A 12959-nucleotide genomic window follows, 5' to 3' on the forward strand; every position below is an offset into this window, starting at 1 on the left:
TCGGGTTTTCGGTCTGTACTGAAATCAAGGTATTATTGGGAATCCCAGCTTAAATCATAGATACCGTAAGGGATTTTATTCTTTATTTAAAACTTTGCAACAGAACCCATGAAGATATTGACTTTATCCTCTCACATAGTGAAGACTTGCCAGCTTCTTCCCTTGGAAGTATCACCAGTGCAGACCTGATTACGCCTTATTCCCAAGACTTGGTTGGTAAAATTCGTACCGCCTGTGGTGGACAAGAAAAACCACTGACAGGTCTTAATATCATCGTCGATGCTGGAAACGGTGCGGGTGGATTCTTTGCTGAGAAAGTTTTGGCAGAGTTGGGAGCAGATACCACTGGTTCACAATTCCTAGACCCAGATGGCACCTTCCCAAACCATGTTCCAAACCCAGATAACAAGGAAGCTATGGAAAGCATTCGTCAGGCTGTCTTGAAGCAAGGTGCAGACCTAGGCATTATCTTTGATACCGACGTTGACCGTGCTGCACTAGTGACCAAGTCAGGTCAAATTCTTAATCGTAACAACCTGATTGCCGTTCTCAGCCAGATTGTCCTGGCTGAGCATCCAGGAACCAGCATTGTGACCAATTCCCCAACGACTGAACACCTTAAGGTCTTTATAGCAAGCCTGGGAGGCAAACAAATTCGCTATATTTCAGGCTACCGTAATGTCATCAACCGTGCTATTTTAGCAAACCAAGAGGGAGTTGATTGCCAATTGGCTATCGAAACCTCTGGACACGCTGCCTTTAAGGAAAATTATTTCCTTGATGACGGAACCTATGTGGCGGCTAAGATTCTTATGCTCATACCCAAACTGCAAGCGGAAGGCAAGTCCTTAGACGACTTGATTGCCCAGCTTAAACAACCGCTGGAAACCCAAGAAGTGCGGTTCAAACTGGAAGCGGCAGACTATCGAGCACTTGGTGAACAGGTCATTGCTGACCTCCGCCAAACCAGTCTCGAAGGCTTTGCTTTTAACCCAGAAAACGAAGAAGGAGTGCGGTTTGACCTGACCGAGCCTTATGGTGACGGCTGGCTCTTGCTCCGTATGAGCCTCCACGAGCCACTCTTGGTCTTGCAGGTGGAGAATGACCAGGCTGGCTATATTCCTGCTGTTCTGCGTACACTCTCAACCTTTTTGGACCAGTACCCAGCAGTTAATCAGGAAAAATTGAAAGAATTGCTATAATTGAAAACACGAGTAAGCTCAAACTTACTCGTGTTGTTTTACATAATTTATATTACGCACAATCACAATTGATCCAAGGCATTTTTTTGCTCATCGTTGACAATATGGGTGTAGAGGTCGGTGACCTGGGTATTGGCATGCCCCAGCTGATGACTGACTAGAACTTGCGACTTGGTGGCGTCGTAGAGGCGAGTTGCCAATGTATGACGGAGTTTGTGGGGGGTTACGCGTATCTTGAAGTCCGCAGAGTACTTAGCCACCATTTTCTCAATGGAAGAAGCGTCAATGCGATTGGGTAGACCACGGTATTCTGACAGGAAAAAGGCCATATCCGTTTTTTCAGCCTTGTAGCGTTGCTGACGGATGCCCATATAGGCTTCCAGATAGGGCTTAGCAAACCCTGCCACATTGACCGAGTCCCGCTTGCCCCCTTTACGCGTCACCTCAATCATCATCATATTGAGATTTACATCTCGAAGATCCAAATTCACCGCTTCTGACAGACGGACGCCAGAAGCCAAGAGAAGCGCCAGAATCGCCAAATCCCGCTCCTTATTTTTCTGGAAGGAGGAGAGGGCACGTTTAGAGAGATTGACTTGGTATTCCTTGTCCACATAGTCCAAGAACTCCATGGTTTCATCGCCCAAAAAGAGCTTTTGCTTGATGTTCTCTGCCCGCGCTGCCAAGGTTTCCTTCTTCTTCTTAGTGGACACCTTCTTCATGACATTGCGGTAGAAGTAGGGCTCGCCCTGCTCATTTTCCACTTCTTCGGTTAAATACTTGAAGAGACTAGAAAGGGCCGAGAGGGTACGGTTAATGGTGGTCTGCGACACACCATTCTGCGTGGTATTGGCGTTCAGTAAGGGACGCTCCCGCAGATAAAGAATGAAAGCTTCCATATCTTTTTTTGTCAGATGTTCCAGAACATCCAGCGGAATGTCAGCAATCCGTTCCACAGATACCAAATCCGAATCCTGTAACCATTCAAAAAAACGACGGTATTCTTTCAAGTATTCATACAAGGTTGTAAAACTGTAAGGCACAGCCAATTTTGATTGATAATATTCCAGAACAAACCAAGGCATAATTTCTTTTAGTTGATCAATTTTTTCCAATAATAACTCGCGTCTCATCATTTTCTCCTGAATTTTGCTATATGAGTAGTATAGCATAACCTTATATAAGTTTCAAGAAAATTATAGTTTTTCGGAAAGATGTGCATAGGGATATTGTAGCTATAACCAAAGAATTGCTATATAACTAGAAATTTTTTTCACGCCCAAAATTTCAAAAATCTACATTATTTCACAGTAAACTTACTGAGCATTAGAATCTCCTTCGCAACCTCTTCTGGCTTCAAACTGTCTGTGTTTAACCTTTGCCCTGGAATATGACTTTCAAAAGCTTTTAAACAAACATCAAGATGTTTGTTGGCCCAGATGTTGTCTTCATTGACTCGATTGTCTAAACGTTCTAAAATGGTTGTTTTGTCAGCTAACAAAATATAATGTTCCAAAGGAATCTTATCCTTTATCAATTGCTGAATAATCTCCTGATAATATTCTTTTTTATAGATTGTCATGGGAATAATAATAATCTTATCAGTTTTAGTCGCTAAATCAAATACTATTTTATAAATACTCTGTCGCCAAACGGAATAATCTTGAAAATTTTCAGGACATACAGTCTTAGGTAATTGATGTTGTAAGAAATCACCTAGTAACTCGGGATCATAGAGATATGAGTTTTCTATTCGTTTGTGTAATATATTTGCTAAAGTAGTCTTTCCGACACCGAATGGGCCATTTAACCAAATAATCATACAGTATTCCTTTCTATTTTTACAAAAAAAGTTTACACAAAATAAATTATGTAAACTTTTTTTCTTTTATAAAATCAATAAAACGTACAATACTAGTACACTGATGATACTAAATAGCGAACCAATTAAATAGTATTCAGCAAAGGCTTGGCTTTTGGAGATTTTATCATAGCGTGCGATGGACTTTGCTGTAAATACCAGTCCGATAGCTGTGTATTGCCCCAGAAGTAGAAAAATTCCCATTATGAGGCGCTCCAATTGACCAATCAAGGCTCCTGCACCTGTCACAGTCTGATCTTCTTCTCCTTCCGCTACCTGATATTTGCTAAAGTAGAGTTTGAAAAGAATATTGACGGGCTTGCTGATCAGAAGGATAAAAAGGATTTGCAGGAGGATATAATTTGGTTCAATCCAGAGTGAGTGTGAAGCGACATTAACACCGATAGTGTGATAAAGAATGATGATTGAGATGATATGTAGCAATTGATCAGCTAGGAATGCTCCAGCTTCCCAGGAGTCCTTTATCCAATGGTGTTTGTTGAGAAAATATTTGACATAGTCAATCGTAAGATGGCTCAGCCAAACTTGAAAAAATAAATCTCCGTTTTGAACGGGGGTAAGTAAGGCTAGAATAAGAAGAGGGATAGCAACAATGAAAAGGTGCATGAAAAGAGCTTTCAAATGCAGTTTTTTAGCATCCGCCAGTGCTTGACTTTGGAAGATGAAATCACTTAAAAAGTGGGCAATAAGCAAGGCGGTTAAAACTGGATGTTGAATAAGATAGCTAGAAATAACTGAAAATGACATGCTTTATCCTTCTTTCTGACTGAGCTGGAGAATCAAATTCATGGCAGTTTGACGATTACGCAGGTAGAGTTTGATTCCGCTGGATTTCAAACGTTTGGTAAAGGCGCTTTGACTGAGTTTCATTTTCTCAGCAATTGGCTTTTGTGTGAAATCTTCTTGATAGATTTTTTGGGAGATTAAGGTCTCAAACAGATCCGTTTGCGAATGATTCCAGGCAGCTTTGATGAAATCGCTAGAAGTTAGCAAGGGGTTAATCACACGATCGATTTGCTTGTATTCAGATGAAAATGCAATTTTGCTGGTGCCATAGTCATGGTTGTCATGAATGAAGTCAATAGCCTTGCGTGCTTCCCAATAAGCTGGACCATCTGCTCCAATACTTAGCTTGGGATCGATAGCTGTTAGAATCTCACCCAAACCAATTCCAAATCGAATCTCCACCTCATCACGAAAGGCTAGTTGGATTTGGTCAATTATTAAAAAAATATAAGGGTTAGGCTTGCATAAGGCTTGAAATTCATCTCCCTTTGTAATGGTAAATGGCGATGCGAAGTCCTGAGCGAAGGAATGATTGATTCTATTTAGCTGCTGTTTTAGCCGCTCTTGAATACTAGAGCGGTTTGAAGTCTGTTTTGAATTGACAATATCTCCTATTATTGCGATATAATTCATAACTTGTCCTCCAATTTCTATTATATTTCCATTATAACGGACAATATAAAAACTGTCCACTAAAAAGGAAATTTTTTAATATTTCTGTTACAACGGAAAGTGTTGGAGTTCAAAAATCATTTTTTCTGCTTTGCTACTTCTATTTTTATCGCTATATCTTACTTCTTCGAATAAAAAGTAAAAAAGAAGAGATTATTTTCTCTTCTTTTTGGCTTTCTTGATTTTATTGGCTTGGCGTTTCATGGCTTGTTTCATAGCAAACTCACCAATTTTACCTTTCAAACCGCCTCCAAACATTTGGGACATGTCTGGCATACCAGCTCCTCCCATCAGTTGGCTCATATCAGGTATGCCTGCACCGCCCATCATATCTTCAAGAGCAGACATATCCATACCATTCATGTTTGGCATGTTTTTAGGGAGATTATTTGGGTTGATTCCCATTTGTTTCATCATTTTGTTCATGTCGCCTGACATGACACCCTGCATCATGGTTTTCGCTTGGTTGAAATCCTTGATAAATTTATTGACTTCGACAAAGCTATTTCCAGAACCATTAGCAATACGACGACGACGGCTCGGTGTCAACAAATCAGGATTTTCTCGTTCGGCTGGTGTCATAGAAGATACGATAGCTCGTTTTCGTGCAATTTCACGCTCGTCAACTTTCAAGTTGGCAAGTGCTGGGTTACCAGCCATACCAGGAATCATCTTCAGCAGGTCTTCCATTGGTCCCATATTCTGAACTTGGTCTAGCTGATCAATGAAATCGTTGAAATCAAAGGTATTCTCACGCATTTTTTCAGCGAGTTCTAGTGATTTCTTCTCGTCGTACTCTTTGCTGGCTTTTTCAATCAAGGTCAGCATGTCGCCCATGCCCAAAATACGCGAGGACATACGGTCTGGGTGGAAGGTTTCAATATCTGTGATTTTTTCACCAGTACCGGTGAATTTGATTGGCTGACCAGTAATGTGACGGACAGACAAGGCTGCACCACCACGTGTATCACCGTCAATCTTGGTCAAAATCACACCAGTAATAGCCAGTTGATCATTGAACTCACGCGCAACGTTGGCAGCTTCCTGACCAATCATGGCATCGACGACCAAGAGGATTTCATTTGGCTGAGCAAACTCTTTGATTTCTCTCAATTCGGCCATAAGGGCTTGGTCAATCTGCAAACGACCTGCTGTATCGATCAGAACGTAGTCATTATGATTAGCTTTGGCTTGTTCTAAACCTTGGCGTACAATCTCCAGGGCAGGGACTTGATTGCCCAACTCGAATACAGGTACATCAATTTGTTGACCCAGGGTCTTCAACTGGTCAATGGCAGCTGGACGATAAATATCGGCAGCAATCAAGAGAGGACGAGCATTCTCTTCTTGCTTGAGTTTGTTGGCCAGTTTACCTGTGAAAGTTGTTTTACCCGCACCCTGCAATCCAGCCATCATAATGATAGTTGGAATTTTTGGTGATTTGATAATTTCTGAAGTTTCAGAACCTAATACAGCCGTCAATTCTTCATCAACGATTTTGATGATTTGTTGAGCAGGGTTCAGAGTGTCAATAACTTCATGACCGATGGCACGTTCACGTACTTTCTTGATGAAATCTTTTACAACTGGAAGAGCAACGTCGGCTTCTAGTAAGGCCAGACGAATTTCCTTAGTTGCTTCCTGAATATCACTCTCAGAAATTTTCCCCTTACGACGCAGATTTTTAAAAACATTCTGTAAACGTTCTGTTAAGCTTTCAAAAGCCATATACTTCTCCTCTTACTCTCTATTATCAATACTGGTTAGAATGGCGATTTTCTCCTTCAAATAAGCATCTTCTGGATACTTATTCAGCATTTCATCGAAAATCTGGCTACGCACTACATAGTCAGAATACATATGTAGTTTCATCTCGTAGTCTTCCAGTAATTTTTCTGTTCGTTTAATGTTATCATAGACCGCCTGACGGCTGACTTGAAATTCTTCAGCAATCTCAGCCAAACTATAATCATCGGCATAATAGAGCTCGATGTAGTTCATTTGCTTGTCTGTTAGCAAGGCTGCATAGAATTCAAATAAGGCATTCATTCGGTTGGTTTTTTCAATTTCCATAAACTTTATTATATCAAAAATTCCATATTTTATAAATAAGAAAATCCGTCATCACTAGAAAGATTACGGATTTTTAAAAATGTTTTACATAATTATTTTTATGTTAATTGTTTTCTAAATAGAATTCGAAACGTTCCCCAACATACTGACTATTTACAAATTCAAATGCTTGACCATCTTCGAGATAAGATACCTGTTTTAGTGCGAGAATAGCCTGGTTTTTAGAAATTTGTAAATATTGAGCCACTTTTTCATTGGCTAAACGCGCAAAAATGGTTTGTTTGCTCGTTCCAATTCGATAACCATTGTCCATAAGTGTTTTAAAGAAATGGTTGGTAACATCTTCTTTAGGGACATTTTTTATCAAGCGTTCAGGAATGCTGGCAACCTCATACACGACGGGAACATTATCTGCATAGCGGACCCGCTCCATTCGAATAACATACTCGCCACGGGATAAACCTAATTGTTCAACTTCTTTTTCATTAGGTTTGGTTCGTGTATAGGACAATAATTTGCTGCTTGGCGTCTTTCCTTGGAGTTGTACTAATTCAGTAAAGGAAGTCGTGCCTCGCATCTTTTCTTGAACCCGTGTACTGGCGACATAAGTACCGGAACCAATCTTGCGTTGTAGAATACCTTCTTCCACTAAAAGTGTGATTCCTTGACGGAGCGTCATACGAGAAACACCAAATTCATCTGCTAAATCGCGTTCACTTGGTAAACGTTGACCAATTTTCCAGATTCCGTTATCGATTTGTTCCTTAATTTTATCGTGAATTGTGATATATGCTGCTTTCATTTATCTAGCCTTTCTCTTCTTTCTAGTTTACCAAAAATAAAGGCGTTTGGCTAATTCAGGCCACACTCTATTAGTAAAATTCTCCTAGGCAAACAATGAAGTTAGATTACCTAAAATAAAGTGAGCAAAAACAATAAAAATACGAACACTAACATTTTTATTATCACTTATAGTTTGCAAAACAGATATTTAACAAATAAAATTTGGAAAATGTTCGCTTTTATGTTAAAATAACTACTAGTATTTGAATTTTTTTCAAAACGAAAGGGAAAAACATGACAAAACAAGATGTCCAAAAAATTATTGTATTGGATTATGGTAGCCAGTACAACCAACTTATTTCACGTCGAATTCGTGAATTTGGTGTCTTTTCAGAATTGAAAAACCATAAAATTACAGCTGAGGAAGTCCGTGCTATCAATCCAATTGGTATCGTTCTTTCAGGTGGACCAAACTCTGTCTACGCAGAAAATGCCTTTGATATTGATCCAGAAATCTTTGAATTGGGTATTCCTATCTTAGGGATTTGCTATGGTATGCAGTTAATTACCCATAAATTGGGAGGTAAGGTTGTTCCTGCTGGTGAGGCTGGAAATCGTGAATATGGTCAATCAAATCTTCAACTGAAGACTGAATCAGCGCTTTTTGCTGGAACACCAGAAGAACAGCTTGTACTCATGAGCCACGGGGATGCTGTAACTGAAATTCCTGCTGATTTCCACCTGGTTGGTCTGTCTGCTGACTGCCCTTACGCGGCCATTGAAAACACGGAACGCCGTATCTACGGGATTCAGTTCCACCCAGAAGTTCGTCATTCCGTATATGGAAACGATATTTTGAAAAACTTTGCGTTTGGTATCTGTGGAGCCAAAGGCGACTGGACAATGGAAAACTTCATCGAAACAGAAATTGAAAAAATCCGCCAGACTGTTGGGGACAAGAAAGTCTTGCTCGGTTTATCAGGCGGTGTGGATTCATCTGTTGTTGGTGTGCTTCTTCAACGTGCTATTGGTGACCAATTGACCTGTATCTTTGTTGACCACGGTCTTCTTCGTAAGAATGAAGGCGATCAGGTTATGGAAATGTTGGGCGGTAAATTTGGCCTCAATATTATTCGCGTCGATGCTGCTAAGCGTTTCTTAGACCTACTTGCTGGCGTATCTGACCCTGAGAAGAAGCGTAAAATCATCGGTAATGAATTTGTTTACGTATTCGACGACGAAGCAAGCAAGTTGACTGAGGTCGAATTCTTAGCTCAAGGTACTCTTTATACCGACATCATCGAATCAGGAACTGATACTGCTGAAACTATCAAATCACACCACAACGTTGGTGGTCTGCCAGAAGATATGCAGTTCAAGTTGATTGAGCCGCTTAATACTCTCTTTAAGGATGAGGTGCGTGCGCTCGGTACTGCTCTTGGTATGCCGGATGAAGTTGTATGGCGCCAACCATTCCCAGGACCAGGTCTTGCTATTCGTGTCATGGGTGAAATCACAGAGGAAAAACTTCAAACTGTTCGCGAATCTGACGCTATCTTGCGGGAGGAAATTGCCAAAGCGGGTCTTGACCGCGATGTGTGGCAATATTTCACGGTTAATACTGGCGTTCGCTCCGTAGGTGTTATGGGAGACGGTCGTACCTACGACTACACCATCGCCATCCGTGCTATCACTTCTGTCGATGGAATGACAGCTGACTTTGCCAAACTACCATGGGATGTTCTTCAAAAAATATCTGTCCGTATCGTAAACGAAGTCGACCACGTCAACCGCATCGTCTATGATATAACAAGTAAACCACCAGCAACAGTTGAGTGGGAATAATATATAAGAGTAACTTTAGCTAAGAATCCTTGATTTAACAGCATTCTAACTCCTATACAAAGCATTTAAATGAGATAAATTGGTTTGAACTGTCTCCAAATTGTCTCCAAACGAAGCTCAAGGTTGGGCTTCGTTTTTTTGAAAAACTTTACTCAATAAAAATCTTCCTACAAATAGTAAGAAGATTTTTATTATATAATGGATTACCCATGTCTACGTCTTCTTGCTCCTGCAAGACCTAGACCAGCTAAGACAAATCCAATGCCCATCAAAACGGTGTTATCCTCTGAGCCTGTATTTGGCAACGTATGAGCACGTTCAACACGTGAATAAGTTACTTTTTCTCCAGTAGCAGTTTGTTGAACAGTAATTCCTGCCTGTGGCTTATAAACTGTCGGAGTGACAACTGTCTTTTCATTATCAATATTGTCAATAACATTCAAATCTTGACCTTTATTACCATCTTTCGGTGCTACCACGTCGATTGTTTGTGGTTCTTCGGATGGTTTGGTGAACAAATCATTGAAGTCTACCGCTGGTAATGCTGGTGCTGTTGGCGCATCTTTTGGTGTTGCTGTTACTTCATCTTCAGTAATCACTGTGTTGAATTCTTCGTGCAATGCAAACAAGGCTGCAAGGCGGTCTGCTTCAGCTTGTGATGCGGCAGCTTTCGCTACCAATTCAGCAAGCAATGCGCTTGACTCACCTTTTGCAACTTCAGCGTCGCTTAGGCGCTCTTTAGCAGCTTCCAAATCAGCAAGTAATTGGTCTTGTGTCGCAAGCAATGATTTCAATTCAGCAACTTTAGCCTTAGCTGTTGCCAACTTACCTTGTGCGTCTGTAAGTTCACCCTTAGCTGTTTCCAAGTTCGCAAGAGCTTCTTCTTGTGATGCTAGAGCTTGACGCAATGTAGCGTTTGCTGTTTTCGCTGTAGCACTTGCACTGTCAAATTCCATTTGTGCTTCTGCAATTGCGGCAGTACGTTTCGCATTTGCAAGAGTAATATCAGTCTTAGCTTGCTCCAATGTAGCAAGAGCGGATACTGCTTGATTCAAGGCGTCAGATGCAAGTGACTGTTGCGCAAGCAAGGCTGATTTCTCAGCTTCAAGGGCAACGACTGCGTCTTTAAGCACTTGGCTATCGTCTACCACTGTAGTTGTAACATAGTTAAATGTACGTTTTGGCAAGAATTTCAAACGCTCACCGTTGTAAGTTTGTGTTAACTTACCATCTACTGTGGATTGTTCGAAGCGTAATGCTTTAGCCTGTCCACCAGTAAGTAATGCGAAATATGACATGCCATTATCTGTCGCCATGCCAACTGCAAGTTCTGAGGTTGCATCATTCAATAGGTGTAATCTATGACCAAAGTTCACCCGGATATTGGCATATTCGCTAAACCAACCCAAGACCAAGTTATAGGCCATTTCAGCGTGTGATAATGATTTTGATTTATTGTCTACGGTACTTACGAATCTGTAATTTTCTTGAGCAATTGACTCGAGAGCAATTCCAGTGTTGACATTACTACTATGTGAAAAGTTTGTCACTAATTCTTGAGCACGCGCTTCAGCCAAGTTCAGCATATTATCGGTCACTTTTAATGCAATATCTTCTTGCGTCAAACCATAACGGGGTGTTAATGTAATACCATTGATTCGGCGCAATTCATTAATGATATTCACCACTTCTTCTGATACAGCTTTAGCATCGAAAGTGTACGTGAATGAACCTGTTTCCGCTAATTCTTTAGCTTGTTCTGCTGTTAGCGAAATGGTTTTGACATCTTCACCGTCAAAGATGACTGTTTCATGTTGACGTGCATACGCGTCATCACCCAAAACATCTTCGAGGTCTTTATCCGCCGCTGTCAACTCAACATAATTACTTGATGTTACTGTTTCGGTAACTGTAGTTGGTTTGTAGCTATCAACCGCTTCTTGGGCTGTGGCAATTTTACTGTTAGTGGCTGTAATAGCTACAGCTGTTTGAGCCACTTCAGCTTCTTTTTCGGAAATAGTGCTCTTAGTTTCGGCAATTTGAGCGTCTACACTTTCTGCAGTTACTACGGGTTGTGCTTTTGCTTCTTCCAAAGTAGCTGATGCTTTAGCTTCAACTGCATTTGCTGTGTCCGCAGATGCTTGCGCTGTTGCAACTTCATCATTCGCTGATGTGACAACTTCTTGAGCTGTATCTGCTGCTGTTTGAGCTTGCTCAACCACTTCAGTTTGAGTAGCCACTTCAGCTTCAGCTGTTGGAAGAGCTTCTTGTGCAGTAGATGCTTGTGCTACGGCTTCTGTCAATTTTTCTACTGTTTGAGTTTCAGTAGCAAGCGTTTGGCTTGCAACTGCATCAACAGTTGTTTGAGCTTCAACCGCTTGTGCGTCGGCAGATGCCACTTCTTTAGCTTGTTCTACTTGTTCAGCAGAGACAGTGGTTGGTGTTACTGTTACGACTGTTTCCGTAGATTCAGCCACTGGAGTAATTACTTCATCAGCTTTCACCTGAAGATTTGTAGCAGATGCTCCAAGGGCGACAGTTAAAGCAAGTGATTTTACAACTTTTCTTTGTGTTCTCATATGATTCCCCTTTTTTAATGTAAACAAAAAATATTTGTTTAAGACTATTATAGCACACAAAATTAGTTTACAGACAAATTTATTTATTATTTTTAGTCTAAAAACTGGTTATATTCGATTTCATTTCCTCGTATCATTTATATAGTAGTGAGGGAGTGAAATCAAATGACATTAAAACAATATATCGGTACTCGTGTTCGACAAATACGAAAAGAGAAAAATCTGAGTCAACAACAGTTAAGTGAAAAAGCAGAGGTCGGAATAGACTATATTTCCAATCTCGAAACAAAAGGTTCAAATATAAAAGTTGATACACTTGAAAAAATCATTTCTGCTCTTGAAATTGAAGTATCTGATTTTTTTCAAGTAGTGGATTCAACAACAAATTACAATGTATTGAACGAGTTAAACAAACTTCCAATCAAGAAACGTGAAGAACTGGAAGAAATCATTTTACTGATGATAAAATCTCTCCAATCATAATAGAAAGTACAAAAAAGGCTTTAGCTAGTATTTATATGCTAACTAAGGCCTTTCCTGTCGTAAACTTAGAATTTATATACTTGTGCAACCGTTTAATGCGGTACCTTAAAATAGTTGCTTTTGATATTTTTATATGATAATATGTGACTGAAAACGTTTTAGAAAGGTGTGATGGCTGTGCTGAAATACTCGAAAGTGCTGTTACTAGTCTTGCTTATTGCCACTGGTCTATCTTGTATCGGAATCTACTGGCTCGGAAAAGAGCAAAATAGACTATTAAATGAGCAGTGTCATGCCTTGAACATACGCATTATTAATGATCTGGGAACAAAAATTGATGCCATTGGTGGTCCGCAAAATCCGCGTATCATTGGATTCTTTCAGCAAGATGACACTACTGCTATCAGCTAGCGGATTGGTACAGCTTCTGAGGAGGAACTGAAAATAGCTAAACCTGACAATCTATTCCAGAAAGAGTGGATTGTTCTCTATCCTCAAACGCGCAGCAGTCCCTTTGAAAATACTTCTGCCTATGCAGTTATGAAAACCGGCTCTTTGTCAACTGTAGTGGGTAGACGAAAAGCTAACACCTAGAGAGGACGAAATTCGTTCTCTCATTTTTGATGTTTAAAGCAATATATATCTTTGTTTTAA

Annotated in this window: 11 protein-coding genes and 1 pseudogene; 4 read left to right on the forward strand and 8 right to left on the reverse strand. The window is 40.3% G+C overall.

Features of this window, described 5'->3' with window-relative positions; translation table 11 throughout:
• Window positions 1-107: 107 nt before the first annotated feature.
• Window positions 108-1202, forward strand: a pseudogene (locus NOL38_RS09810) (phosphohexomutase domain-containing protein); the annotation flags it as partial.
• A gap of 62 nt (window positions 1203-1264) precedes the next feature.
• Here the strand turns inward: NOL38_RS09810 and xerS are convergent.
• The 7 genes from xerS to NOL38_RS09845 form a co-directional block, all read right to left on the reverse strand.
• Window positions 1265-2335: a tyrosine recombinase XerS gene (xerS, locus tag NOL38_RS09815; protein WP_202105724.1), complete on the reverse strand. Its 1071-nt coding sequence runs from the start codon at window positions 2333-2335 to the stop codon at window positions 1265-1267.
• Between the two features lie 167 nt (window positions 2336-2502).
• A complete protein-coding gene (locus NOL38_RS09820) occupies window positions 2503-3024 on the reverse strand; it encodes an AAA family ATPase (RefSeq protein ID WP_277942038.1) in 522 nt (173 codons plus the stop codon).
• A gap of 66 nt (window positions 3025-3090) precedes the next feature.
• Window positions 3091-3831 (reverse strand): DUF3307 domain-containing protein, encoded by a 741-nt coding sequence (locus tag NOL38_RS09825; RefSeq protein ID WP_277942039.1) that lies wholly within the window; start codon window positions 3829-3831, stop codon window positions 3091-3093.
• A 3-nt stretch (window positions 3832-3834) separates the two neighbouring features.
• Window positions 3835-4503 carry a SatD family protein gene (locus tag NOL38_RS09830; RefSeq protein ID WP_277942040.1) on the reverse strand — a complete coding sequence of 223 codons (669 nt, stop codon included), beginning with the start codon at window positions 4501-4503 and terminating at the stop codon, window positions 3835-3837.
• Between the two features lie 192 nt (window positions 4504-4695).
• The gene (ffh, locus tag NOL38_RS09835) at window positions 4696-6270 is read right to left on the reverse strand and encodes a signal recognition particle protein (RefSeq protein ID WP_277942041.1); all 1575 of its coding nucleotides are present in this window, start codon (window positions 6268-6270) and stop codon (window positions 4696-4698) included.
• Window positions 6271-6282: 12 nt separating this feature from the next.
• Window positions 6283-6615 carry a putative DNA-binding protein gene (locus NOL38_RS09840; protein WP_014735854.1) on the reverse strand — a complete coding sequence of 111 codons (333 nt, stop codon included), beginning with the start codon at window positions 6613-6615 and terminating at the stop codon, window positions 6283-6285.
• A gap of 103 nt (window positions 6616-6718) precedes the next feature.
• A complete protein-coding gene (locus NOL38_RS09845; protein WP_002943214.1) occupies window positions 6719-7417 on the reverse strand; it encodes a GntR family transcriptional regulator in 699 nt (232 codons plus the stop codon).
• Window positions 7418-7692: 275 nt separating this feature from the next.
• On the opposite strand from NOL38_RS09845, the gene guaA reads away from it, so the two are divergent.
• Window positions 7693-9243 (forward strand): glutamine-hydrolyzing GMP synthase, encoded by a 1551-nt coding sequence (gene guaA, locus NOL38_RS09850; RefSeq protein ID WP_277942042.1) that lies wholly within the window; start codon window positions 7693-7695, stop codon window positions 9241-9243.
• A gap of 203 nt (window positions 9244-9446) precedes the next feature.
• Here guaA and NOL38_RS09855 read toward each other — a convergent pair whose 3' ends face one another.
• Window positions 9447-11822 (reverse strand): LPXTG cell wall anchor domain-containing protein, encoded by a 2376-nt coding sequence (locus tag NOL38_RS09855; RefSeq protein WP_277942043.1) that lies wholly within the window; start codon window positions 11820-11822, stop codon window positions 9447-9449.
• 165 nt (window positions 11823-11987) lie between these two features.
• Between NOL38_RS09855 and relB the strand changes: the two genes are divergently transcribed.
• Both relB and NOL38_RS10550 read left to right on the forward strand, forming a co-directional pair.
• Window positions 11988-12305 (forward strand): type II toxin-antitoxin system RelB family anti-toxin, encoded by a 318-nt coding sequence (relB, locus tag NOL38_RS09860; RefSeq protein ID WP_024387742.1) that lies wholly within the window; start codon window positions 11988-11990, stop codon window positions 12303-12305.
• Window positions 12306-12476: 171 nt separating this feature from the next.
• Window positions 12477-12716, forward strand: coding sequence for a hypothetical protein (locus NOL38_RS10550; RefSeq protein WP_277942044.1), 240 nt, complete (start codon window positions 12477-12479; stop codon window positions 12714-12716).
• Window positions 12717-12959: the final 243 nt, after the last annotated feature.

Source organism: Streptococcus suis, assembly GCF_029616525.1.
GTDB classification, from domain to species: Bacteria; Bacillota; Bacilli; order Lactobacillales; family Streptococcaceae; genus Streptococcus; species Streptococcus suis_AF.